The organism is Streptomyces sp. ITFR-16 (assembly GCF_031844705.1).
GTDB lineage: Bacteria > Actinomycetota > Actinomycetes > Streptomycetales > Streptomycetaceae > Streptomyces.
In genome coordinates, this window is sequence record NZ_CP134609.1 from 1,363,972 (window position 1) to 1,386,400 (window position 22,429).

Genomic DNA, 22,429 nt, shown 5'->3' on the forward strand with positions numbered 1-22,429 from the left:
CATGGGTGCCTTACGGCAACTCCTGCTCCAGCACCGTGACTACCGCCTCGTCCTGTCCGCCGGACTGATCTCCCTCACCGGGGACTGGATCCTGCGCACGGGGCTCGCGTACCAGGTCTTCGCGCTGACCGGTTCCACGCTCGCCTCCGGCGGCATGCTGCTGGCGTCGTTCCTGCCGCAGGTGCTGCTCGGCTCACTGGCCGGCGCGCTGGTCGACCGGTGGGACCGGCTCCGCACGATGATCGCCGCGAACGTGCTGCTGGCGGCCGGACTGCTGCCCCTGCTGCTGGTGGACGGGCCGGGCCGCATCTGGATCGTGTACACGGTGATGTTCTGGGAAGGCACCGTCCAGATCTTCTTCGAACCCGCCGAGAAGGCCCTGGTCCCCCTGCTGGTGGACCCCCGTCAGCTGATCACGGCCAACGCCCTCAACGCCCAGAACGCGGACGTGGCGCGGCTGATCGGCGGCGCGGTCGGCGGAGCCACCGCCGCGTGGGGCGGCATCGGCGCGGTCACGCTGGTCAATGTGGCGACCTTCGCCCTGTCGGCGTTCCTCCTGACCCGGGTGGCCGCCCGCCACGACAAGCAGGCACGCCCGTCCGCCGCGGTTCCCCGGCGCACCGTCACGGGCCCCGTCCGCCGGCTGCGGGCCCTGGGCTCCGCCGCCCTCGGCCCCACCTGGCACCACCGGCCGCTGCGCGTCGTCCTCGGGTTCATCGTGATCACCGGCATCGGACAGGGCATCATGAGCACGCTGTTCGCGCCGTTCGTGGTCGATGTGCTGCACGGCAGCGGCGCCGCCTACGGAACGGTCGTGTCCGCGCAGGCGGTCGGCGGCATCGCGGGCGGCCTGGCGACGGCCGTGATCGGCGGACGCTTCCGCGCCGTCCGCCTCTGGATCTGCGGCGCGCTGCTGACGGGCGCGATCGATCTGGTCATCTTCTGCTACCCGCTGGTCCTCGACGGTGCCGGAGTCGGGCCCGCGATCGTCTGCGTGGTCCTGGTCGGCCTGCCCGCCTCGCTGATGTTCACCGGACTGATGACCGCCATCCAGGACGCGACGGACGACGCGGTGCGCGGGCGCGTCTTCGGCGTGCTGGGTGCGGCCGAGGCCGCCTCGATGCTCGCGGGCATCGCGATCGGCGCCACCTGCGCCGGGACGCTGGGCATCATCCCGCTCCTGACCGCACAGGGGTTCGGGCTGATCGCGGGCGGCTGCCTCGCCCTGGCCGGCACCCGCTGGGCGGCCGGACCGCCCGCCGCCTCGCCGGACCATCCCGGCCCCGCGCCGGACCCGGCCGACGCGGCCCCGGCCCAGCGAGCCGTGCCGGACTCCCCGGAACCGGCGGACCGGCCGGCCTGACGCGGACCCGGCGGACCGGCCGGACTCACGCGGACCCGATCGCCGGGGCCCGTACACGTCAGCCGGCCTCGCCCTCGTCGCCGCCTCCCGCGCGCAGGCGGGCTGTGGTGTCGCTGACGGAGTCGACGCGGGCCGCGAGGTCGGGGTGGCCGGCCTCCAGATGGACGCGGGTGTCCGCGAGCCGTCCGACGAGACCGGACGCGTCGTCGTCGGCCAGCGCCTCGGCCAGCCGGGCCACGGGGGTGTCGGCCTGGACGGGGAGGTCGGTGAGTGCGGTGATCTGCCCGGCCAGCTGGCGCAGGACCGCGGCATTGGTCCGGGCCCAGGCCGTGACGCTGCGGTCGGCGGCACGGCGGCTGCGGGTGGCCTGGACGCGCTGCTCGCCGGTGGTGCCGGGCGACCCCGGGCGTACGCGCAGATAGCGCCGCTCGGCGGCCTGGCGGCTGGCGACGCCCAGGGGGTGGGCCAGATCCGCCCAGCTGGAACCGGCGGCCCGGGCCGCCTCGATCAGTCCGGGCTCCCAGGCAGCGAGCTGGTCGCGCAGCTCACGCAGCAGCAGGAGCGCTGCCAGGGCCTGGTCCGCGCCGGCCTCCTGCCCGTCCTCGGGGAGGGGGCCGCTCTGCGGGGTCCGGGCGGTGCGGACGGCTTCGTCGATCGCGTTCAGCGCCGCCGCCGCGGCGAAGAACGACGTGGGGTCGCGGGGAGTGGGGGAAGCGTTCATGGAGATCCTCACCGGGGGTGTCACCGTTTGGACGACACCTGGGTTGTCATCGTTTGGATGACATGTTACAACGGTGTCAGACGAAGCGCATTGGCAGTTCCTGCCAGACCTGTGGAGGTGTATTCGCGATGTTGATGCGCACCGACCCGTTCCGCGAACTCGACCGGCTCGCCCAGCAGCTGACAGGTGTGACCGGCACCTGGTCCAGGCCCTCGGCCATGCCGATGGACGCCTACAGGGAGGGCGAGGAGTATGTGATCGCCCTCGACCTGCCCGGCGTGGCGAAGGACGCGATCGATATCGACGTCGAGCGGAACATGCTCACCGTCAAGGCCGAGCGCCGCCCGGCAGCGAAGGCCGACGACGCCCAGATGGAGCTCTCCGAGCGGCCCCTCGGTGTCTTCTCCCGCCAGCTGGTCCTGGCCGACACCCTCGACACCGAGCGCATCACGGCCGACTACGAGGCGGGCGTGCTGACGCTGCGCATCCCGATCGCCGAGCGCGCCAAGCCGCGCAAGATCGCCATCGGCGGGGAGTCCGCGCACCGGCAGATCCGCGGCTGAGCACTCCCGCACTGCCGCGCACACGGCCCCGGCACCGCCGTGCGCGCGGCAGCGCGGCCCGCACATCGAGAAAGCCCGGCCGATGGACCCGGCCGAGTCCAGGACGAGAACCCCAGGATGAGAAAGGCACCCTGCTCCCATGCACTCGCTGCGTGAACCTGCCGCGGCCCGGCCCGGCATGACGTTTCACCAGATGCTCGAAAGAATCCGGTACGAAGGCGCGTACCCCACCCGGGAGCGGGCGGAGGACGTCACCCGTACCGTGCTGGAGGCCCTGGGCCGTCAGCTGACGGGCGACGAACGCGTCGACCTCGCCGCCCGCCTGCCCGTCGAGGCCGCGCGGATCCTCACCGGGCAGATCCCGGACCCCCGGCCGCTCACCGGCTGGGGTTTCGTCAAGGACCTGGCGGGCCGTACGGGCGGCACACCCGCCACCGCCCGCTGGGACACCGGGGCCGTGCTCGCCGCCGTCGGACTCCTGGCGGGACCCGGACTGCTGGACCGCATCCTCGCCCAGCTCCCGCCCGGTTACGCCCTGCTGTTCGGCCGCGCGGAACTCGTCCAGGCCGCGTGACGGCACGACCGGTCCGCGCCGCCGGTCCGCGCGCTCAGGCGTCCGCAGTGTCGCGCGGCCCGGCGGCGCGGTGTTCCTCGTTGAGGCGCCGCGCCTCCTCGAGCTGGTCCTCCAGGATGACGATGCGGCAGGCGGCGCCGACCGGGGTGCCCTGGTCGACGAGTTCCCGGGCGCGGGCGGCGATCTTCAGCTGGTAGCGCGAGTAGCGGCGGTGGCCGCCCTCCGAGCGCAGAGGGGTGATGAGGCGGGCTTCGCCGATGGCCCGCAGGAAGGCCGGCGTGGTGCCGAGTATCTCGGCGGCCCGGCCCATGGTGTAGGCGGGGTAGTCGTCGTCGTCGAGACGGTCCAGTGAATTCTCTGCCGAGTTCCTTGCCGGGTTCTCTGCGGTCATTCGCACCTCCGTTGTCCGTGTCGGGAACGCATCGAGGGGCCCTGGTGCCGTTTGGCACCAGGGCCCCGAGGGACGTGAACACCATCTGCCGGCTACTGCGACGCCGGGCTTCTGTTTCCGCACGCTCTCCCGGAAGAGAGCGATGCGCGTAGGGATCGCGTATGCGTGACCGTGGGACCACCTTCCGTTCCGGGGCCTGCGGTACCCGGGCCGGCTACGTCCTCGCCCCGGGCGATCCTGATGGTGTCTGCCTCCTTCTGTGCCGCATTCCTTGGGTACGGACACGACACTAGAACCCGGGACTGCGGATGTCTACCTTCGCCGTGACAGATTTTCTGCGTGTCGCGCTGCCGGTGTTCTGCTGTCCCGGCACAGGGGGATCTCAGGAGGACATCGCCGCACGGTCGGACTCGCTGCGCAGGACACAGAATTCATTGCCCCCCGGGGTCACCCAACACTGATCTGTTTCCAACTTGTCGGCGGTGTAAGTCAGTCGGGCGGTTCCACAACGCGATGAAGCTCCTGGTAGGAGGTGTCACGGCCAAGATCCACCGTGCCCCACCAGGAGCTGCGCGTGCTTATCTACCCGTCGTCGATAGATCTGTCCAGCCGCACCCTGCGCTACCTGAGCGCCCGGCTGCATGCCCGGCGGCGGGAGATCGGGACGCGCTGGCGGCGTCTGCCCGCAGGCCGACAGGCCTTGCTCGCCTTGGCCCACCTGCGGTGCGGCGATACCTATGCCCAGCTCGCGCCGCCGGGTTCCGCATCGGCATCAGGACGGTCTGTCGCTACATGCGCGAGTTCATCGACGTCCTGGCTGTTCTAGCCCCGCCCCTGACCGAGGCGATGAAGACCATCCGGACCAAGGCGTTCGTGACCCTCGACGACGCCCTCCTCCAATCGACCGGATAGCCGCCGACACCCCGTACTACTCCGGGAAACACAAGCGCCACGGCATGAACGTCCAGGTTCTCACCGATCCGTTCGGCGGCTGCTGTGCGCGTTCCCCGCCCTGCCCTGGTCCGTTCACGACCTGACCGCCGCACGGACCCAAGGGATCATCGACGCGCTCGTTGGGACCGAGCTGAAGTGCTGGGCGTCCAAGGCGTACCAGGAAGCCGGCCGTCCCGTCCGCGTCCTGTTCCGAAGCCGCAGGCTCAAGCGGTGGAAGCGCCGACACAACAGCGGTCACGCCAAGATCCGCTGCCTGGTCGAGCAAGCCATCGCGGTCTGGAAGAGCTGGCGACTCCTATGGAAGCTCCGCTGCGGCACCAACCGCATCACCGCGATCGTTCAAGCCATAATCGTCCTCCATCACACGTCAGCATGAGGTGGGAAAAGCTCAGTGGGACGAGCCGTGGACAGCGTGCGTCCACGGGCAGCACGAGCCCGCCCCGACCATGCTCCTGGCCGCGTGATGGCGGCGCGCGCGTTCGTCCTCGGGCTCGAGGACAGGGGCAAGGCGTGGGCCGAGACGCAGCAATTCGCGGCGGTGCTCGTCCGGCACAAGATCACCGGTCAGTGCGGGGTCAGCGTGCACAAGATCCCAGGACGCCGTGGGGCGTGGGGTCTGTCTGACCGACCGGACGCCCGAGCTGGGGTCGCCCTCGCTGCTCGTGATCTGGGTGTTCCGCGAATTCGGACTCGCCGCGTAACACGAGTGAGCCCCGCCGCTCCGAGGGGGGGGTGGAGTGGCGGGGCTCGTTCTTCGCAGCCTCGGACGGGCCGTGGTGCGTCAGCCGTGCTCGCGGGCGAACGCGACCAACCCCGCCCACTGATCGGCTGTGAGGGTGAGGTGGGGGCCCTCGGGGTCCTTGCTGTCCCGGACGAGATAGTCACCCGTGGCGCGAGCCCACTTAGGGGCGTGCTGCACGCATTCACCGCCGTTGCTCTGGCTGCGTTGGGGAGAGGTCCAGTCGGGGCCTGCGGGTCGGTCGGTCATGAATAACAGTCCTTAATGACTTTGTTGATCAGCTCGGCCGTCTCGTCCGGCGGTGCCGCCATGGCCTTGAGCAGATCATAGGCATCTTGGGCCTCGCCTACGTCGTTTGGTTCGGCGAGCACGTACCCGCGAGGGAAGCCGTCCACGTGCACCACGTCACCGCCTTCATTGAACGACAGGATGCCGAACGGGCTGACGACAAGATTGTTGGTCTTGCCTGCGGGGACGATCTGCACTCGGTGGCGGGGGACCTCTGACAGCTCGCGCAGCCGCCCAAGCTGTTCACGCATGAGGGCCGCGTCTCCTACGGGATTCCGCAGCACCGCTTCGTTCAGCACCAACCACAAGCGCGCGGGGCTGTCCTCGCGGGTCAGTATTCGTTGCCGTTCGAGCCGGACCGTCACCAGGTCTTCGAGGTTCGTCGGACGACCGGTGCGCAAGACCGCCTCGGCGTAGGCGCGTGTCTGCACCAGCCCCGGTAGAAGGGTGGGATGGAACATCCGTACCGCGGTGGCCTTTTGCTCAAGGGCCACGTACGGCCGGAACCACGGCGGGTAGGCGTACCGGATGACGAGCGGCAGCAGACGAACAAACCTCCCGTTGGCGTGCGGAAACTCCCTGTCGCAGGCTTCCGCGAACTCCAATTGGGGTACGCGGTCCCCGTTCTCGATCTTGGCGACCAACGAGTCACCGCAGTTGGCAGCCTTGCCCAACTTGGCTCGCGACATGCCAAGTAGCTCACGCTCCAGCCGTACCTCATTCCCGAAGTGCTTGAGGGGTGACGCACTCGGGTCTGACGCGGGGTCTTCCACGGTTTCCACAGTCATACGAACACCACCAGGATTCCTGGACAGTTGGCGTTGTCCAAGCTGCCCACCTGTTGAGCGTACCGCCGGGGCGTCACTCTAGGTGTTGTACCGCTTGCAACTCCGAACCCCCGGAACCGAGGTACCCCGATGCCCGAGGCCATGACGAGCGCCAGGACGGCCGACGAACCCGAGCTCGAGCCGGTGGCACACCCTGAGTGCCGCATCTGCACCGCCGCTCACCGTGGCCGCTCGGCCTCGCGCATCCACGGCAGCGACGGCGGGGTCCAGCACTACACCGCGATCATCGCGGCGCACCTCCACTGCAACGACCAGGCCGACGCCGAGCACCAGGGGCAGGGCGACGACCAGGCCGACACGGGCGAGGACTCCCCGCTGTTGACCACCCTTCGGGAGCGCGTCAGCGAGGGAAACGGACTGCGCCGAGGCTTCCGAGACCGGACCGGCCCATGAGTATCACCCTGCCGTCCGGCATCCTGCATCCCGACGTGGCGGGCACGCCCGAGCCGACGAGTACCGACGACGGGAACCGCTGGACGTACGGCCCGTGCTGGGGCTGGTGCGACCAGAAACATGCGCGGGTGCTGTGGCTCGGCGTCGCGCAGACGACGGGCCACGTGGTCGCTGACCTGTACTACTGCGGCCCGTGCATCACCCGCCTTCACCACCGGATCGCCGAGCACGCGCGGGGCCGTTTCCGGAGCCGAGGGGCTGCCACGACGTACGGGCCCCCGACACAAGGCACCGCGCACACGCCTGTTCCGGTAGCCCCACAAGCCCCCGTCCCGGTCGTGCTCACAGCCCCCGGATGACCAGGACGGGCCTGCCTCCCCCTGCCCACAAAGGGTGGGCGCTCCCACCCGGCAAGGGGTTGCCCTGTTCCGACTCACATCGAAAGGAGGACTCAGACATGACTCAGGAACACCCTGCGGACACGGCGAAGGACGCTGACGCCCTCGCCGTTCCTTCGGTCATCGTTCTGGGCGACGCTGCCAAGCTGACGCGCGGTAGCGACTCGACAGCACCGAGTCGAAGCAGAGCCCGTACGACTGATCGAACTGCGGCGGCCCCGGCGGGAGGTATTCCCCCAGGGGCCGCCGCTCCGGTTCATGGCGGAAGAGGTGACGAAATGGAAGAACGCAAACCGCGTTGGTACGGCGGGAGTGCACCAGGCAACCGCTCCGCCGCGACGCCGGTAGGTGCGCGGCTGCTCTGGCATGACCCCGCGCTGTGGGTCTGCGGCGGGTGGCAGGCCGAGCACGTGCGGACCCTGGAACTCGGCAGCGCACGAATCGCTGTGCTCGGTCCGTGCTCGGCCACAGATCACGATTTAGGCCGTGCCCTGTCCGCCCCCGATCTGGCGATGGTCGCACGGACATGGGCGGGCTCGCACACCGTTGTTCGCCTGACCGAGCGAGGCCGCGTGGAAATCCTCGCGGACACGGTGGCTGCGTCCCCCCTCTATACAGTCAGCACGCCGGGCGGAGCGGTTTGGGGGTCCAGCTCGTTCGCACTGTCCTCGCTCGCCGGCGGACGCGTCGATACCGGATGGCTCGCAGCGTACTTGCGGGACAAGCGCAGCCCCGCTTCGGGCCGTAGCGCGTGGGCGGGCGTGTCCCCTGTTCCGGCGGGGCATCTGCTGGTGCTCGACGCCGAGGGCGGACCGTCACTCGCCGAGTGGTGGAGACCGACACGACGCACACCACGCGAGGCATCAGCAGCACTTCGGCTCGCCCTCGGCGAAGGTGTCCGCGTACGAGTCGAGAGAGTGACCGCGACCACGGACCTCGCGGGCATGGACTCCACGACCGTCGCGTTGGTTGCCGCACAGTACGGGCCGATTACGGGCGTGACCGTGCACCCCGCGGGCATCACCAGCGGCGGAGACATGCAGTACGCGCAAGCCCTGACCGTCCCGGGTCTCACCCGCGAGCCCTTTCCTCTCAGCGCTCGTCATCTGCCGTTCGCGGCACCCAACGTGCCGTTGCCCGCGACGGACGAGCCGGCTCCGTCCACGGCTGTGTGGGCGATGTACGCGGACCAGCTCGGCACGATGGCCGCCGCAGGTTCCGTCTGTCACCTGACCGGCGACGGAGGGGACAACCTGTTCTTGTCCGCTCCCGCACATCTCGCGAGTCTCGCGCGTAGTGGTCACTGGGTTCGGATGTTCAGGGACGCGCGGGATTGGGCTCGGCTGCGTCGCCAGAGTCCCCGTCCGCTGATGGCTGCTGCGCTGCGGGGTAACGCTGCCCGTATCGGCCGCTCGGATATCGGGCGTCCCGGATGGCTCGTCGCGCCCGTGCCGTGGGTGGACACCAGCACGAGCGCCGATCCAGACATGGCGCTGGTGGACTCGCTGCGCACGGTGGCACGGTCGGCGTACTCGGAAATCCAGCTCTCAGACGCGCTCGGCCTGCCGCTGCACTCCCCCTACTTTGACGGCGCGGTCGTGGACGCGGTGGTCTCGGCCCCCATCGAACGGGCCTTGACCCCGAATTCTGGACACGGGTTATGCGGCTTGTGCCAGCGTAGTTGGTGTGTGGCGGAGGGCGTTTTCGAAGGTGATCGGTGGTCGTTGTCCGAGGCGGGAGTGTCGGCGTCGGGTGTTGTAGCGGTGGAGCCATCGGAAGGCGTCGAGTCGGGCCTCGCGCTCGGTCGGCCAGCTCTTTCGTCCTTGCAGGGTCTCGCGTTTGAAGGTCGCGTTGAAGGACTCGGCGAGTGCGTTGTCCGCGCTGGACCCGACCGCGCTCATACTTCGCCGCACCCCTGCTGACCTGCAGGCTTCGGCGAAACTCCTGCTCGTGTACTGGGCTCCGTGGTCGGTGTGCATGATCGATCCGGCAAGGCTGCCGCGGGTGCGGATCGCCGCGGCCAGGGCGTCGGTGACGAGATCCGCGCGCATGTGGTCGGCGATCGCCCAGCCGACGAGACGGCGCGATGCGAGGTCGATGACGGTCGCCAGGTAGCAGAACTTCCCGCCGGCGACGGGCAGGTAGGTGATGTCACCGACGTACTTCGTGTTCGGCTTGTCCGCGGTGAAGTCGCGGCCGATCAGGTCCGGGGCCTTGGCCGCGGCCGGGTCAGAGACGGTGGTGCGGTGCCGGCGCCGCAACCGGATCCCTTGGATCCCGGACGCCCGCATGATCCTGGCGACGCGCTTGTGGTTGACCGCGACACCGTTCTCCTCGCGGAGCTCGGCGGTGATCCTCGGGGCTCCGTAGGTGCCGTCCGATTCCTGGTGCACCGCCCGTATCCGGGCTGCCAGGCGGGCGTCGGCCACCTGCCGGGCGGCCCGGTCAGCGGCTGTCCGTTGCCAGTAGTAGAAGCTCGAGCGGCTGACGCCGAGGATCCTGCAGAGCCGCTTCACGCCGTGACGGCGCTGGAGGTCGGCGACACACTGGAAGCGGTTCACCAGCGCGTCTCCCCGGCGAAATACTTCGCCGCCTTCCGCAGGATCTCCCGTTCCTCCTCCAACTCGCGGACCTTCTTTCGCAAGGCGGCGTTCTCCGCCTCCAGCGGTACCGGCGGCTGGGCCGGTTCTTGCGTCCGTCGTCCTCGGGGACGGCTCACCCCGGCTGCCCTCACCCAGTTCCGCAGGGTCTCCGGGTTGATCCCCAGATCGGCCGCGACCGACCTGATCGTCGCTTCCGGCCGCGACTCGTACAGCGCGACCGCGTCCGCCTTGAACTCCGGCGGGTAGTTCTTCATGACCACGAGATGTCCGTTCTCAGATCCTCAGGATCCAGTGTCTCGTGTGTCCAGGATCAGGGGTCAAGGCCCGAGACGATCTGGCCCCCGCTGCTGTCCGCGCTCGCTGCCGAAGCATGGCTAGAGGCGGTCGAGCGGACGCCCGGGACCGACTGGACGCAGGCCGCACCAACCCCGGCGGGTGCACTGTGAGCCGAACCAACGCCGTGGTCGCCCGCGCTTCCCATGCATCCGTCGTGATCGACTACGACACGGGGACAACCGAGCTGCGCCCGACGGCCGAGGCGGTAACCGCCATGGGCGCAAAGGTCGTTGACCTACCGGAGACCGTTCTCACGTGGGGGACCGTCGAACAGTCCGCAGCCCCACCCGAGCCGGCTCCGATACCGCTGCGGTGGCGGGTTGTCGCTGTGCCGGTCGTCCTCGCAACTGCCGCCGTGTGGTCTGCCGGGCGTCGTCGGAACCGGTTCTCACGGCTCGTACGGCTCGCGTGCTCGGGGCGCGATTTGCCCCCGGCTACGGCCGCTCAGGCTCGCTACGCTGTCCGCGCGGTCCGCTGGGCTGCACAGCTCTTGCCGATGCGCTGGGCGTGCCTGGAGGACTCGACGGCTGCCGCACTCGTTCTGACGACCGTACGACGCCGCGCAGAGTGGCGGCACGGTGTCGCTCTCGACCCCGTACGGCTGCACGCATGGATAGCCGGCCCGGACGGGTCTCCGGTCGAGGAGCCGGCGGACACCGCGCTGTACACGCCCACCTACACACCAGACGGCCCCGGTTCGGCCGGGGCACCAGGAAGGTACGACCGTGAGTGACCCGCACATCTTGTTGAGCGGCCAAGCCCTCGCCCTCGCCATGCCCCGCGCGGACATGCTGCCCGAGTACCACAAGTGGGAGAACGACCCCGCAACGATCACGGGGTACGGGAACCAGTGGGCACAGGCGTGGGAGGTTCGCGCCGCCGGATACGAGCGTCAGCGAGGAAACGACCGCTTCCAGCAGTTCGAGGTGGTTCGGCTGGAGAACAGCACGCCTGTGGGGATGACGATTCTGGAAGTCAATCCGTTCGTACGCACAGCCGAGTTCGTGATGGTGCTCGCCCCCGCCGAGCGCGGGAAGGGCCACGCCACCGAAGCGGCCCGGCTGACCCTGGATTGGGCGTTCCACCTTGCCCACCTGCGGGCGGTGTGGCTCAAGGTGCTTGAGCCCAACAAGGCCGGAGCCCGCGCGTACGAGAAGGCAGGGTTCCGCCCCGCCGGTCGGCTCCGCCGTTCGGGATTCTGGCTCGGCGAACCCGTGGACGAACTGCTCATGGATGCCGTCCCCGAGGACTTCCCCGGAAAGTCCGCCGTAGCTGCCGCTCTCGGTAGCTGACCCGCTGCCCCTCGCGGCCCCATTCGTCTATCTGCGGGCGGGGCCGCCCCCTTCCCTACCGAAACCATGCGGGAGAGCCTGCCCGAAACCCTGCCGGTTCTGCTACCGGACGCCCTGCCGCGCCTCCGCGCGCCGCCGGCGCTGCTCGGCCACGTTCGCGACCGGGGAGGCGAGCAGCAGCGTCCGGGTGTAGGCGTGGTCCGGCCGCGAGGTGACCGTCGCGGCGTCACCCGTCTCGACGATCTCGCCCCGGTGGATGACCGCCACCCGGTGGCTCATGAAGCGGACGACGGACAGGTCGTGGGAGACGAACAGGTAGGCGACCCCCGTCTCCCGCTGGATTTCCAGGAGGAGGTCGAGAACCGTGCGCTGGGTGGTGAGGTCCAGCGCCGACACGGGTTCGTCGCAGATGACCAGCCTCGGGCGCAGGGCCAGCGCGCGGGCGATGGCGACGCGCTGGCGCTGGCCGCCGGAGAACTCCCTCGGCAGCCGGTCCGCCGCGTCGGCCGGCAGATGCACCCGGTCCAGCAGCTCGCCGACCCTCCCCCGGGCCTCCCGGGCACCGGTGCCCTGGCCGATGAGCGGCTCCGCGAGCGTGTCACCGATGGTGCGGGCCGGGTTCAGGGAGGTGTAGGGGTCCTGGAAGATGACCTGGAGGTCGCGGCTGAGGGCGCGCCGGCGGCGGGTGTCGGCGCGTTCGATGGGCTCCCCGTCGAAGGAGATGGAGCCCGACCGTACGGGGACGAGGCCGAGGACCGCACGGCCGATGGTCGACTTGCCCGAGCCGGACTCACCGACCAGGCCGAGGGTCTCGCCCGGCCGGACGGCGAGGTCCACACCCTTGAGGACTTCGGTCTCCGGGGCGCGCCACCCCTTGCCGGGGAAGGAGACCCGCAGGTCCCGCACGGCGAGCAGGGGTTCGGCGGGACCGGCGGTGTGCGGGGTGCTCATGCGGTGGCGGTCCTTGCTGCCGGGCCGTGCCAGGGGGCGCGGACGGGGGCGTCGTCGAGTACGGCGTCGAGGAGGGTGCGGGTGTACGGGTCTCGGGGTGAGCCGAGGATCTGTTCGGTGGTGCCGGACTCCACGACGCGCCCGGCGTTCATGACGGCCACCCGGTCGCAGACGTCCGCGACGACGCCGAGGTTGTGGGTGACCAGGAGCACGCCGAGTCCGCGCTCCTCCTGCAGGCGGCGCAGCAGGTCGAGGACCTCGGCCTGGACGCGTACGTCGAGGGCGGTGGTCGGTTCGTCCGCGATGAGGAGTTCGGGGTCGCAGGACATCGCGCCGGCGATCAGGACGCGCTGGGCCATGCCGCCGGAGATCTCGTGCGGGTGGAGGCGCAGGGTGCGGGCCGGGTCGGGGATCTCCACCAGGCGCAGGAGTTCCGCCGCGCGGGCGGCCGCCTGCTTGCGGGTGAGCCCGAGGTGGTGGCGCAGGGGTTCCATGAGCTGGCTGCCGACGGTGAAGGCGGGGTCGAGGTTGCTCATGGGTTCCTGCGGGACGTACGCGACGGTCCGCCCCCGCAGGGCGCGGCGGTCGCGTTCGCCCAGGCCGGCCACCTCGCGGCCGTTGACCGTGATGCTGCCCCGGGTGACACGGCCGCCCTCCGGGAGGATGCCGAGGACCGAGAAGGCGGTCTGGGTCTTGCCGGAGCCGGATTCGCCGACCAGGCCGACGATCTCCCCGGGACGTACGTCGAGGTCGACGCCGTGCACGACCTCCTTGTCCGTGCCGTCGGGCTGCGCGTAGGCGACGGCGAGGCCGCGTACGGACAGGAGCGCGGCGCGGTCCTGTCCCTGTTGCGCCCGGCCCTGTTCCGCCCGGTCCGTCACCGGCGCGGCGGTCGCCGGGGTGCGGCGCCCGCGGCGGGCCGGCCGGGGCGCGTGCTCCTCCAGTGCGTCGCGCAGGGCGCCCGCCAGGAGGACGAGGGCGCAGTTGGTGAGGCCGAGGGCGAGGCCGGGCCACAGGATGAGCAGGGGTGCGCGCTGGATGTTCTGGAACGCCTCGTTGAGCATGGCGCCCCAGGTGGCCGCCGATCCGCTGCCGACGCCCAGGAATTCCAGGCCCGCCTGGAGGGCGATGGCGATGCCCGCGACGAGCGCCACCTGGATGATGATGGGGCCGCGTACGACGGTCAGCACGTGCCGGGCGACGATGCGGGCGTCGGAGAGTCCGGAGACCTTCGCGGCGTCCACGTACAGCTCGCCCCGCACGTTGGCGACGATGCCGCGCACCAGGCGGAAGAAGGCCGGTGCGGTCAGGACGCCGAGGACGATCATCAGCACCCAGACATGGGGGCCGAGGATGGCCCGGGACGCCAGCAGGACGACCATGGCGGGCAGCGCCATGACGAGGTTGACGGCCCAGTTGGCGGCGGCGTCGAACCGGCCGCCGTAGTAGCCGGCGAAGAGTCCGGAGGGCACCCCGAGGACCAGTGCGACGGCGAGCGCGAGCACGGCGCCGCCGAGGGTGTTGCGCCCGCCGTACAGCACCCGGGACAGGATGTCGCGGCCGGCCGAGTCCATCCCTAGGGGGTGCCCGGCGCCCGGCCCGGCGAACGCGTCGCCGAGCGAGGAGGCGCCGGGGTCCTGCGGTGCGAGCAGGGGTGCCAGCAGCACGGCCAGGACCAGGATCAGCAGCAGGGCGGCGGAGAGCGCGCCCAGCGGGTTGCGCAGCACGCGCCGGGTGAGGCCGCCGGTGCGCCGGGGGCCCGGCTCGCGGCCGGGCGGTGCGGCGACGGGGGCCGGGGCCGCGGTCGCCGTGAGGTTCTCGCTCATGCGGCCCTCGCCTTGGGGTTGAGCCAGCCGATCAGCACATCGACCAGGAGGTTGATCAGGACGACACCGACCACGGTGAGCATGACGAGCGCCATGATCACGGGGATGTCGCCGCGGGTGGTGTAGGTGACGGTCATGCTGCCGATGCCGGGGAGGCCGAAGATCTGCTCGACGAGCACGGCGCCGCCGAGCAGTCCGACGAACTGCATGCCGAGCACGGACAGCGCGGGCGCCGAGGCGTTGCGCAGCACGTGCTTGAACACGATCCGGGACGCGGGGAGTCCGCGGGCGCGCAGGGTGCGTACGTAGTCCTGCCGCAGGACGTCGATGACCGCTCCGCGCACCTGCTGGGAGACGCCCGCGACGGAGGCCACCGACAGGGAGAGCACCGGCAGGGTGACGGTGGACAGCCAGCCGCCGGGCGAGTCGGTGAAGCCGGTGTAGCCGATGGCGGGGAACCAGTCGAGCCGGACCGCGAAGACCAGGACCAGGACCAGGGTCAGCAGGAACCCCGGCAGGGCGTACCCCGCCACGCCGAGGATCTGCACGAACCGGTCGACCGCGCCCCGGCGCACGCCCGCCCACACGCCGAGGAGGAAGGCGACGACCGTGGTGACGGCGGTGACGCCGAGCATCAGGCTCACGGTCACCGGCAGCCGGTTGCCGACGGCCTGGCCCACGTCCTCGCTGGTGAACCACGAGGTGCCGAGGTCGCCCCGGACCCCGTGCGCCAGCCAGTCCGTGTACTGGTGCAGCACCGGACGGTCGAGGCCCAGGGAGGCGTTCTTCGCGTCGACGGCGTCCTGGGTGGCGCTCTCCCCCAGCAGTTGGCGGCCCACGTCGAGGTGCGGAACGGACAGGAGCAGATAGGAGAGGAAGGAGATGACGATCAGCAGCACGACGCCGGAGGCGATCCTGCGGGCGATGAAGTTCAGCATGACACTCGGTATCCGTCGGCGCGGGGGGCTAGTTGACCGGCGCGTAGTTGTAGATCGAGGGCACGGCCATGCCGGACTGCGGGGCGATCTTCACGGTGCCGTCCGAGACATGGAGGTAGCTCATCCGGTAGAAGGGCACGAACCAGCCGTCCCGCACCAGGTGTTCGTCGAGTGCGCGCGCGGCGGTCCTCGCCTCGGCCGCCGTGCCCGTCTGGATGCGGGGCAGCAGCTTGCGCGTCTCGGCGTCCGTGGTGCCGAACATGTTGAACGCGCCCGGGGTGACGAGGTCGTTGGCCGCCGCCCAGTCGGAGGCGGGCTGGCCCATGTTCATGACCATGCCGGAGTAGGCCCGGTCCTTGAACACCTTCTGGACCGCGGTGGCGCCGTCAAGCGTGTCCCACACGAGCTTCACGCCGATGGCCTTGAAGTCGGACTGGAGCGACGCGGCGAGCGCGTCGTTGACGATGGCCGCGATGCGGGGCAGCTTCAGGGTGAAGCCGTTCGCGTACCCGGCCTCCTTGAACAGTTCCCTGCCCTTGGCCGGGTTGTGCGTGTAGTACGTGTCGAGCTTCTTGTCGTACGCCCGGGTCTCGGGCCCGAAGACCTGCGAGGTGATCCGGCCGCGCTTCTGGCGGATGCGGTCGAGCATGGTGTCGCGGTCGACGGCGTAGTTGAGCGCCTGGCGCACGCGCGGGTCGCGCAGCGCCGGCGTCAGCTTGCCGTCCCGGTCGAAGAGCAGCAGGCCCTGGAAGTCGATCTCCTGCTTCTGGGTCCTGACCTTCGGGTCGGACTCGACGGCGATCTGCTGGTCGGCGGTCTGCAGCAGCGCCGCGTTCACCTGCCCGGTCTTGATGCCGTTGGTGATCGCGGTCTCGTTGTCGAAGAAGCTGATGGTGATGTTCTTGTACGGGAGCTCCTTGCCCCAGTGGTGGGTGTTGCGCTGGTACGCCCACTTGGTGCCGACCGTGGTCCGCGTCTTGTCGAGGCGGTACGGGCCGGTGCCGTCGGGCGTCGTCCTGATGCTGTCGCCCTGGGCGAACCGCTTGGGGTTGGCCATGAGACCGGGGGCGTCGCTGAGATAGAACTCCAGCGCCGGGTCGGGCTGCTTGAGCTCGAGCGTGACGTGGGAGGCGTCGGCGACCTCGACCTTCTCCAGGCCGGCCAGCCACTTGGCGGAGGCCCCGCCGCCCTTCTGGAAGCGCTCCAGGTTGGCCTTGACCACCGCCCCGTCGAAGGGGCTGCCGTCGGCGAACTCGACGCCCTCGCGCAGCGTCAGCGCCAGTTCGGTGCGGTCCGCGTTGTACGTCCACTCCGTGGCGAGCATCGGGCTGAAGCGGCCGTCCGGCTCCCGCTTGATCAGGGTGTCGTACACCGCCTGGAAGTACGGCAGGGCGCTTCCGGTGGCGACGGCGGGGTCGAGGCTCTGCGGGAGGGTCATCGTCGCGATGTTCAGCGTCGAGGATCCGGCGCCCCCGGCACCGCCGCCGGTGCCTCCGCATCCCGCGAGGGCGAGCGAGGCCGCGGCACAGGCGGCCGCCAGCGCGGTTCGGGCAGTTCTGCTCATGTCTTTCGCTCCGTCTGGAGAGCCGGGGACGACCGCCCCGGGAGGAGTGCGGGTGAGCCTACCCACGGAATTAACCAGTTGGTAGGTTTTGGAACGAGAAATCAACCAGTTGGTAAGTTCTGCCGGGCAAGGACCGACTGCCCCAGGAGAGCGCCGAAGTGACCGACCATGCGCCCGGTGTGCCGCACCGCGTGTCCAAGGGCGAGCGCACCCGCGCCCGGATCCTCGCCTCCGCCACCGAACTGTTCGCCCGCTCCGGCTTCCACGCGGTCTCGCTGCGCGACATCGCCGCCCATGCGGGGCTCACGCACGCCGGACTGCTGCACCACTTCCCCGGCAAGGAGGCGCTGCTCCTGGACGTGCTGAGCCTGCGGGACGAGACCGATGCCCGGCTGCTCTTCCCCGGCATGCTCGGACCGGGCGTCCCGGAGCCGGAACCGGAGCCCGAGGAGCGGCTGCGCCGGCTGGTCGAGGTGGTCGCCCGCAACGCGGAGACCCCGGGCCTGGTCGCGCTGTACGCGAAGCTGTCGGCGGAGGCGTCCGATCCGGACCACCCCGCCCACGCGTACTTCGTGAAGCGCTACCGCCTCCTGCGCCGGGAGCTGACGGATCTCGTACGGCTCCTGTTCGCCCGGGCGGATCCGGAGCCGTCCGGCGATCCGGCCGCCGTGGCCCAGCAGTGGCTGGCGCTGATGGACGGGCTGCAGACGCAGTGGCTGCTGGAGCCGGACGCCGTCGACATGGCGGAGCAGGTCCGCACCTTCCTCCGCCGGCAGGGGCTGCGTCCGGACCGCGAGGAGGCCGGGCCCGTCAGCGGGTGAGGGTGGCCAGGACCGCATCGGCCATGCTCCTGTGTCCGCTCGCGTTGGGATGGAAGCCCGCGCCCTCGGCGGAGTCCGCAGGTTCGATCCAGCGCACCCCGGGCGCCTGGCAGGCGTCGTGCCCGACGGACGGCCCGTAGGTGTCGACGTACTCGGCGTCGTAGACGTTGGCCTGCTGCGCCAGCACGGTGTCGAAGTGCTTCTCCTCGTCCTTGACCCAGCCGAAGTCGCCGTCGGCCAGCGGGATCGTGGCGCGGCACGGCGTGCCGTCGTCCGGCAGCAGCGAGGGGTAGCCGACCAGCAGGACCCGGGCGCGCGGCGACCGGGTGCGGATCTCCTTCAGCACCGCGTCGATCTTCGGCGCGGTGGCGTTGATCCGGGCGCCGATCTCGTCCGTTCCGAGCAGGGTGAAGCTGTGCTTGCACGGCGCGCCGTGCGGGGCCAGATAGCCGAGCAGCACGCAGCGGGTGATGATCCCGGTCAGGTCGAGGTCGTTGCCGCCGATCCCGAGGGTGACCAGCGTGGTGTCGGGGCGCAGGGCGTCGAGCTGGGGCGGCGCGGACTCCTGCCGGCCCGCCATGTGCGTGGTGTCGGCGCCGGCGCACGTCACATCGGTGAACACCTCGGCACCGACCGCCCGCGCGACGAGCGAGGGGTAGTTGCGGTCGGAGCGCCCGCAGACCGTGTCGGTCTGCTGCGGGATGCCGGGTCCGGAACTGTACGAGTCGCCGAGCGCCACGTAGTGCGCGCCCCTGCCGGCCCGTTCACCGGGCTGGCCCGCGATGCCGGGGGACGCCGCGCCGATCAGCAGTGCGGCCGTCGCCGCCGCGGCGAAGGCCAGGCGCGGGGCGGCGGCCCGCCGCGGGGCCGGGGCCGGATGGCCCGCCTCTCGGCGCGCGGGGGTGGACGACCGACCGGAATCCGACATGACCGTTCCTCGATTCGTGGCAGAGGGGAGCCGATGGGGCGGACGGTGGAGGGGATCTCATCGAAGCGGACCGCCCGAGCTCGAAAACCGTACGATGATCGGTTTCTGGCCGTCAATAGCCCCGCCGAAAAGAAATCCGGGGCGCCGGAAGGGGGCCCGGAGGCCGAGAGAGGGGGTGGCGGAACCCGTACACGCACACCCTTGACACCCAAAACCGATCACCATACGTTTTTGGGTCGCACACCGTCCTGCCCCCGACGCGCGGTACGGACCGCCGCGACCGCACGGTCCGCGCACCCGCGCACCGGCCGCCGGCCCCTTCTCCACGAAAGCCCGACAGGTGCCCCGTATGACTCAGCAACACCCGTCCTCCCCTCCGTCGCCCGCCGCGGGACTCCCGCTCGCCGAGAAGGCCTCCCTGACCAGCGGCGCCGGGGACTTCGTCACCCAGGGGTCCGAGGCGGCCGGGGCACCCGCCGTCTCCATGTCCGACGGCCCGCACGGGCTGCGCCTGCCCAAGGAGAGCGGCGACGGCGGACAGGTCGATCTGCACAGCGCCGCCCCCGCGACCTGCTTCCCGCCCGCCGTCGCGCTCGGCAGCAGCTGGAACCCGGAGCTGGCCGAGGAGGTCGCGGGCGCCATCGCCGCCGAGGCCGCGGAGCACGGCGTCGGCGTCGTCCTCGGCCCCGGCATCAACATCAAGCGGTCGCCTCTGTGCGGACGCAACTTCGAGTACTTCTCCGAGGACCCCCTGGTCTCGTCCGAGCTCGGCGGCGCCATGGTGCGCGGGCTCCAGAACGCCGGGGTGGGCGCCGCCCTCAAGCACTACGCGGCGAACAACCAGGAGACGGACCGGATGCGGGTCAGCGCCGACATCGACGAGCGCCCGCTGCGGGAGATCTATCTGCGCGCCTTCGAGCGCATCGTCCGCCGCGACCGCCCGTGGTCGGTGATGGCCTCCTACAACGGGGTCAACGGCGTGCCCGTCTCGGAGCACACCCGGCTGCTGACCGACATCCTGCGCGGCGAGTGGGGCTTCGACGGGATCGTCATGTCCGACTGGGGAGCGGTACGCGATCGGGTCGCCGCCCTGCGCGCCGGCCTGGACCTCCAGATGCCCGGCACCGGGGGCCGCACCGACCGCGAGGTGGTCGCCGCGGTGGAGTCCGGCGCGCTCGACGAGGCGGTCCTGGACCGCGCGGTGGACCGGCTCGTCGCGTTCGCCCGGCGCACGGCGGTCCCCGTCCGGCCCACCGGTTCCGCCGGCGCCGACGACCGGCACCGCCTCGCCGGCCGGGCCGCCGACCAGTGCGTCGTCCTGCTCAGGAACGAACCGGCACTGCTGCCGCTGGACCCGGCGGCCGGCAGCGTGGCCGTCATCGGTGAACTCGCCCGCACCCCGCGCTTCCAGGGCGCCGGCAGCTCGCAGGTGACGCCGACCCGGCTGGACGTCCCGCTGGCCGGACTGCGCGAACTGGCCACCGGCGCCGAGGTGCGCTTCGCCGCCGGGTACGCCCTGCCCGGCGCCGACGAGGGCGAGGGCGACAAGGAGCGGGCCGACGAGGCCGTGCGGCTGGCGGCGGAGAGCGACACCGCGGTCCTGTTCCTCGGCCTGCCCGCCCAGGACGAGTCCGAGGGCTTCGACCGCGACCACATCGAGCTGCCCACCGCCCAGACCGAACTGCTGGACCGGGTCCTGGCGGTCAACCCCCGTGTGGTGGTGGTCCTTTCCAACGGCGGGGTGGTGCGCACCGCACCCTGGCAGGACCGGGTGCCCGCCCTGGTCGAGGGCTGGCTGCTCGGCCAGGCGGGCGGCGGCGCCCTGGCCCGGGTGCTGTTCGGCGCGGTCAACCCGTCGGGCAAGCTCGCGGAGACCGTGCCGCTGCGCCTGGAGGACGCCCCGAGCCACCTCTCGTTCCCCGGCGAGGAAGGCAGGGCCCGCTACGGCGAGGGGGTGTTCGTGGGGTACCGGGGATACGACGCCCGGCGCTGCGAGGTCGCCTTCCCCTTCGGCCACGGCCTGTCCTACACGACGTACGGCTACCGCGACCTGCGCGTGGCCGAGAACGAGGACGGCACCGGGTTCCGCGTCCGGCTCACCGTCACCAACACCGGTTCCGTGGCCGGACGCGAGATCGTCCAGGTCTACAGCGGCGGACCGGCCGGCTCGCGCGTCCTGCGCCCGGTGCGCGAACTGCGCGCGTTCGCCTCGGTGTTCCTGGAGCCGGGCGAGAGCCGCGAGGTGGCCGTGGAGGTGGCGCGGCACGATCTCGCGTACTACAGCGAGCGCGTGGGCGGCTGGAGGGTCGAGGGCGGCACCTACCGCGTCGAGGCCGGCGCCTCCTCGCGGGACATCCGTGCCACGGCCGAGGTGGACGTCACCGGCGATCCGTCCGGGCTGCGGCTGACCGGCCGCAACACCCTCGCGGAGTGGCTCGGCCACCCGGTGGGCGGTCCCCTGCTGGCCGAACGGTTCGCCCGGGCCCGCGCCGGTACGGACCGGGAGGGTCAGGGCGCGCCGGCGGACCCGGTGATGCGGCGCTTCCTCGCGGACGTCCCGCTCGACGTCATCTGCGAGTTCCCGCAGAGCCCGGTGCCGCCCGGGACGGTGGCCGAGCTGTCGGCCGAGGTCGAGGCGCGCACGGCCGCCGGCCGGGAGCGGCAGGAGGTCTGAGATGGCCGGCGAAGCGGCGGTGAGCGGCTGGGTGGCGCCCGGCTGGGAGGCGGTGCGCGAGGCCTTCGCCCGGGGCCAGTCGGACGACCCGGGCGGCGCGCAGCTGGCGGTCCACCACCGCGGCCGTCCTGTGGTGGACCTGGCATCCGCGGGCGAGGGGGCGACGGCGGCGCCCGGGGCCTTCGGCGCGGCCTCCGTCGGGGTGCTGATGTCGGTGACCAAGGGGCTGGTCGCCGTCTGCGCGCATCTGCTGAGCGAGCGCGGCGTCCTGGACCTGGACGCGCCGGTCGCCCGCTACTGGCCGGAGTTCGCCGCCGCGGGCAAGTCCGCGACCACCGTGTCCGACCTGCTCACCCACCGGGCCGGGCTGCCCGCCTTCGGCTTGGACGTGTCCGGGCCCGGCCCGGACGGGCTCCGCGACTGGGACCTCCGGGTCGCGGAGCTGGCGGCGGCCCGGCCGCTGTGGGAGCCCGGCACCGCCTTCCTCTACCACTCCCTGACCTTCGGCCATCTGGTCGGCGAGGTCATCCGCCGGGCGTCCGGGATGAGCGTCGGCGCGTTCTTCGCCACCGAGGTGGCGGGTCCGCTCGGCCTCGATCTGTGGATCGGGCTCCCCCGGGACGAGGAACACCGGTTCGTCCCGCAGTTCTCGGTCCGCCCGGCGCCCTCGCCTGAGCAGATCGCCGGGTTCCTCACGGGCCTCGGTCTCGCCCCGGACGACCCGCTGCACACCGGGCTGCGGGCGGCGGCGGCCGAACTGGCCGACGCCACGGACGGGCTGACCACACGTCAGGGAAGGGCCGCCGAGCTGCCCGGTGCGGGCGGGATCGGCAACGCCCGGTCGCTGTCCCGGCTGTACGCCGCGCTGATCGGTCCGGTGGACGGCGTACGGCTGCTCTCCCCGCTCACCGTCGAGCGGGCGCGCGCCCCGCGCAACGACCACCTGGCTCCCCCGCCGCCCCTCGACAGCGGCGACGCCTCGGACCGCTCCCGTTTCGGGCTGGGCTTCGAGCTGCCCCGGGCCGGTCTGCCCCTGCTGGGCGAGGGCTCGTTCGGCCACGCGGGAGCGGGCGGGCGGCTCGGGGCGGCCCACCCCGAGAGCGGACTGGCCGTCGGGTACGTCTGTACGGCGATGGCCTGGGAGCCTTCGGCCGGCCCCGACCCGCGCTGGACGGCGTGGACGCGGACCGTCGTCGCCGCGGCGGATGCGCCGGGGCGGGGCCGGGACTGATCCGCGCGACGGAGCGGGGGGCGGACCGGAGCC

The 22,429-nt window shown here is 71.5% G+C and carries 19 protein-coding genes and 2 pseudogenes; 11 read left to right on the plus strand and 10 right to left on the minus strand.

Features of this window, described 5'->3' with window-relative positions:
- The first annotated feature begins 1 nt into the window (after window position 1).
- A complete protein-coding gene (locus tag RLT58_RS06035) occupies window positions 2-1,363 on the plus strand; it encodes an MFS transporter (RefSeq protein WP_311309350.1) in 1,362 nt (453 codons plus the stop codon).
- Between the two features lie 58 nt (window positions 1,364-1,421).
- On the opposite strand, the gene RLT58_RS06040 is transcribed toward RLT58_RS06035, so the two are convergent.
- On the minus strand, window positions 1,422-2,084 hold the full coding sequence (locus RLT58_RS06040; RefSeq protein ID WP_311309351.1) for a type III effector protein: 663 nt from the start codon (window positions 2,082-2,084) through the stop codon (window positions 1,422-1,424).
- 128 nt (window positions 2,085-2,212) lie between these two features.
- On the opposite strand from RLT58_RS06040, the gene RLT58_RS06045 reads away from it, so the two are divergent.
- Window positions 2,213-2,647, plus strand: a complete 435-nt coding sequence (locus RLT58_RS06045; protein WP_311309352.1) for an Hsp20/alpha crystallin family protein — start codon at window positions 2,213-2,215, stop codon at window positions 2,645-2,647.
- Window positions 2,648-2,786: 139 nt separating this feature from the next.
- A complete protein-coding gene (locus RLT58_RS06050) occupies window positions 2,787-3,221 on the plus strand; it encodes a DUF2267 domain-containing protein (protein ID WP_311309353.1) in 435 nt (144 codons plus the stop codon).
- A 34-nt stretch (window positions 3,222-3,255) separates the two neighbouring features.
- Here RLT58_RS06050 and RLT58_RS06055 read toward each other — a convergent pair whose 3' ends face one another.
- Complete coding sequence (locus RLT58_RS06055) at window positions 3,256-3,612, minus strand: MerR family transcriptional regulator (protein ID WP_311309354.1); 357 nt, start codon at window positions 3,610-3,612, stop codon at window positions 3,256-3,258.
- 574 nt (window positions 3,613-4,186) lie between these two features.
- On the opposite strand from RLT58_RS06055, the pseudogene RLT58_RS06060 reads away from it, so the two are divergent.
- Window positions 4,187-4,942 (plus strand): annotated as a pseudogene (locus tag RLT58_RS06060) (transposase family protein).
- A gap of 405 nt (window positions 4,943-5,347) precedes the next feature.
- Here the strand turns inward: RLT58_RS06060 and RLT58_RS06065 are convergent.
- Together RLT58_RS06065 and RLT58_RS06070 are read right to left on the minus strand one after the other, a co-directional pair.
- Entirely contained in the window at window positions 5,348-5,554 is a 207-nt protein-coding gene (locus RLT58_RS06065) for a DUF397 domain-containing protein (RefSeq protein ID WP_311309355.1), read from the minus strand.
- Complete coding sequence (locus RLT58_RS06070; protein ID WP_311309356.1) at window positions 5,551-6,381, minus strand: helix-turn-helix domain-containing protein; 831 nt, start codon at window positions 6,379-6,381, stop codon at window positions 5,551-5,553. Before RLT58_RS06070 ends, RLT58_RS06065 begins: the two co-directional genes overlap by 4 nt.
- Window positions 6,382-6,510: 129 nt before the next feature.
- Here RLT58_RS06070 and RLT58_RS06075 point away from each other — a divergent pair, with 129 nt between their 5' ends.
- Window positions 6,511-6,834 (plus strand): hypothetical protein, encoded by a 324-nt coding sequence (locus tag RLT58_RS06075; protein ID WP_311309357.1) that lies wholly within the window; start codon window positions 6,511-6,513, stop codon window positions 6,832-6,834.
- Between the two features lie 676 nt (window positions 6,835-7,510).
- Window positions 7,511-8,866: pseudogene (locus RLT58_RS36080) on the plus strand (albusnodin/ikarugamycin family macrolactam cyclase); the annotation flags it as partial.
- Between the two features lie 24 nt (window positions 8,867-8,890).
- Here RLT58_RS36080 and RLT58_RS06080 read toward each other — a convergent pair.
- A protein-coding gene (locus RLT58_RS06080; protein ID WP_311309275.1) for an IS3 family transposase occupies window positions 8,891-10,095 on the minus strand; the annotation gives its coding sequence in 2 pieces (ribosomal slippage) (window positions 8,891-9,804 and window positions 9,804-10,095; 1,206 coding nt in all).
- 290 nt (window positions 10,096-10,385) lie between these two features.
- Here RLT58_RS06080 and RLT58_RS06085 point away from each other — a divergent pair.
- Both RLT58_RS06085 and RLT58_RS06090 read left to right on the plus strand, forming a co-directional pair.
- Window positions 10,386-10,904 (plus strand): lasso peptide biosynthesis B2 protein, encoded by a 519-nt coding sequence (locus RLT58_RS06085; protein ID WP_311314424.1) that lies wholly within the window; start codon window positions 10,386-10,388, stop codon window positions 10,902-10,904.
- Window positions 10,897-11,463 carry a GNAT family N-acetyltransferase gene (locus RLT58_RS06090; RefSeq protein ID WP_311309358.1) on the plus strand — a complete coding sequence of 189 codons (567 nt, stop codon included), beginning with the start codon at window positions 10,897-10,899 and terminating at the stop codon, window positions 11,461-11,463. The genes RLT58_RS06085 and RLT58_RS06090 overlap by 8 nt, the downstream gene beginning before the upstream one ends.
- A gap of 102 nt (window positions 11,464-11,565) precedes the next feature.
- Here the strand turns inward: RLT58_RS06090 and RLT58_RS06095 are convergent, their stop codons facing one another.
- Genes RLT58_RS06095 through RLT58_RS06110 form a run of 4 tightly spaced genes read right to left on the minus strand, consistent with a single transcriptional unit; the run spans window position 11,566 to window position 16,742 of the window.
- Window positions 11,566-12,414 carry an ABC transporter ATP-binding protein gene (locus tag RLT58_RS06095; RefSeq protein ID WP_311309359.1) on the minus strand — a complete coding sequence of 283 codons (849 nt, stop codon included), beginning with the start codon at window positions 12,412-12,414 and terminating at the stop codon, window positions 11,566-11,568.
- Window positions 12,411-14,240 (minus strand): dipeptide/oligopeptide/nickel ABC transporter permease/ATP-binding protein, encoded by a 1,830-nt coding sequence (locus tag RLT58_RS06100; RefSeq protein WP_311309360.1) that lies wholly within the window; start codon window positions 14,238-14,240, stop codon window positions 12,411-12,413. Before RLT58_RS06100 ends, RLT58_RS06095 begins: the two co-directional genes overlap by 4 nt.
- Window positions 14,237-15,178, minus strand: coding sequence for an ABC transporter permease (locus RLT58_RS06105; protein WP_311309361.1), 942 nt, complete (start codon window positions 15,176-15,178; stop codon window positions 14,237-14,239). The genes RLT58_RS06100 and RLT58_RS06105 overlap by 4 nt, the downstream gene beginning before the upstream one ends.
- Window positions 15,179-15,206: 28 nt before the next feature.
- The gene (locus tag RLT58_RS06110) at window positions 15,207-16,742 is read right to left on the minus strand and encodes an ABC transporter substrate-binding protein (protein WP_311309362.1); all 1,536 of its coding nucleotides are present in this window, start codon (window positions 16,740-16,742) and stop codon (window positions 15,207-15,209) included.
- Window positions 16,743-16,900: 158 nt separating this feature from the next.
- Here RLT58_RS06110 and RLT58_RS06115 point away from each other — a divergent pair, with 158 nt between their 5' ends.
- Complete coding sequence (locus RLT58_RS06115; protein ID WP_311309363.1) at window positions 16,901-17,563, plus strand: TetR/AcrR family transcriptional regulator; 663 nt, start codon at window positions 16,901-16,903, stop codon at window positions 17,561-17,563.
- Here the strand turns inward: RLT58_RS06115 and RLT58_RS06120 are convergent.
- A complete protein-coding gene (locus RLT58_RS06120; RefSeq protein WP_311309364.1) occupies window positions 17,553-18,491 on the minus strand; it encodes an SGNH/GDSL hydrolase family protein in 939 nt (312 codons plus the stop codon). The two genes, RLT58_RS06115 and RLT58_RS06120, sit on opposite strands and share 11 nt — an antisense overlap.
- 349 nt (window positions 18,492-18,840) lie before the next feature.
- Here RLT58_RS06120 and RLT58_RS06125 point away from each other — a divergent pair, with 349 nt between their 5' ends.
- Both RLT58_RS06125 and RLT58_RS06130 read left to right on the plus strand, forming a co-directional pair.
- Window positions 18,841-21,165, plus strand: a complete 2,325-nt coding sequence (locus tag RLT58_RS06125; protein WP_311309365.1) for a glycoside hydrolase family 3 C-terminal domain-containing protein — start codon at window positions 18,841-18,843, stop codon at window positions 21,163-21,165.
- Window position 21,166: 1 nt separating this feature from the next.
- On the plus strand, window positions 21,167-22,396 hold the full coding sequence (locus tag RLT58_RS06130; protein ID WP_311309366.1) for a serine hydrolase domain-containing protein: 1,230 nt from the start codon (window positions 21,167-21,169) through the stop codon (window positions 22,394-22,396).
- The last annotated feature ends 33 nt before the right edge of the window (window positions 22,397-22,429 follow it).

Excerpts from the sequence above, each read along its gene's own strand:
- RLT58_RS06070 (WP_311309356.1), bottom strand. The coding sequence starts at position 6,381 with ATGACTGTGGAAACCGTGGAAGACCCCGCGTCAGACCCGAGTGCGTCA.
- RLT58_RS06110 (WP_311309362.1), bottom strand. The coding sequence starts at position 16,742 with ATGAGCAGAACTGCCCGAACCGCGCTGGCGGCCGCCTGTGCCGCGGCC.
- RLT58_RS06035 (WP_311309350.1), top strand. The coding sequence starts at position 2 with ATGGGTGCCTTACGGCAACTCCTGCTCCAGCACCGTGACTACCGCCTC.
- RLT58_RS06120 (WP_311309364.1), bottom strand. The coding sequence starts at position 18,491 with ATGTCGGATTCCGGTCGGTCGTCCACCCCCGCGCGCCGAGAGGCGGGC.
- RLT58_RS06040 (WP_311309351.1), bottom strand. The coding sequence starts at position 2,084 with ATGAACGCTTCCCCCACTCCCCGCGACCCCACGTCGTTCTTCGCCGCG.
- RLT58_RS06085 (WP_311314424.1), top strand. The coding sequence starts at position 10,386 with ATGGGCGCAAAGGTCGTTGACCTACCGGAGACCGTTCTCACGTGGGGG.
- RLT58_RS06065 (WP_311309355.1), bottom strand. The coding sequence starts at position 5,554 with ATGACCGACCGACCCGCAGGCCCCGACTGGACCTCTCCCCAACGCAGC.
- RLT58_RS06105 (WP_311309361.1), bottom strand. The coding sequence starts at position 15,178 with ATGCTGAACTTCATCGCCCGCAGGATCGCCTCCGGCGTCGTGCTGCTG.
- RLT58_RS06075 (WP_311309357.1), top strand. The coding sequence starts at position 6,511 with ATGCCCGAGGCCATGACGAGCGCCAGGACGGCCGACGAACCCGAGCTC.
- RLT58_RS06100 (WP_311309360.1), bottom strand. The coding sequence starts at position 14,240 with ATGAGCGAGAACCTCACGGCGACCGCGGCCCCGGCCCCCGTCGCCGCA.
- RLT58_RS06050 (WP_311309353.1), top strand. The coding sequence starts at position 2,787 with ATGCACTCGCTGCGTGAACCTGCCGCGGCCCGGCCCGGCATGACGTTT.
- RLT58_RS06125 (WP_311309365.1), top strand. The coding sequence starts at position 18,841 with ATGACTCAGCAACACCCGTCCTCCCCTCCGTCGCCCGCCGCGGGACTC.
- RLT58_RS06045 (WP_311309352.1), top strand. The coding sequence starts at position 2,213 with ATGTTGATGCGCACCGACCCGTTCCGCGAACTCGACCGGCTCGCCCAG.
- RLT58_RS06130 (WP_311309366.1), top strand. The coding sequence starts at position 21,167 with ATGGCCGGCGAAGCGGCGGTGAGCGGCTGGGTGGCGCCCGGCTGGGAG.
- RLT58_RS06095 (WP_311309359.1), bottom strand. The coding sequence starts at position 12,414 with ATGAGCACCCCGCACACCGCCGGTCCCGCCGAACCCCTGCTCGCCGTG.
- RLT58_RS06055 (WP_311309354.1), bottom strand. The coding sequence starts at position 3,612 with ATGACCGCAGAGAACCCGGCAAGGAACTCGGCAGAGAATTCACTGGAC.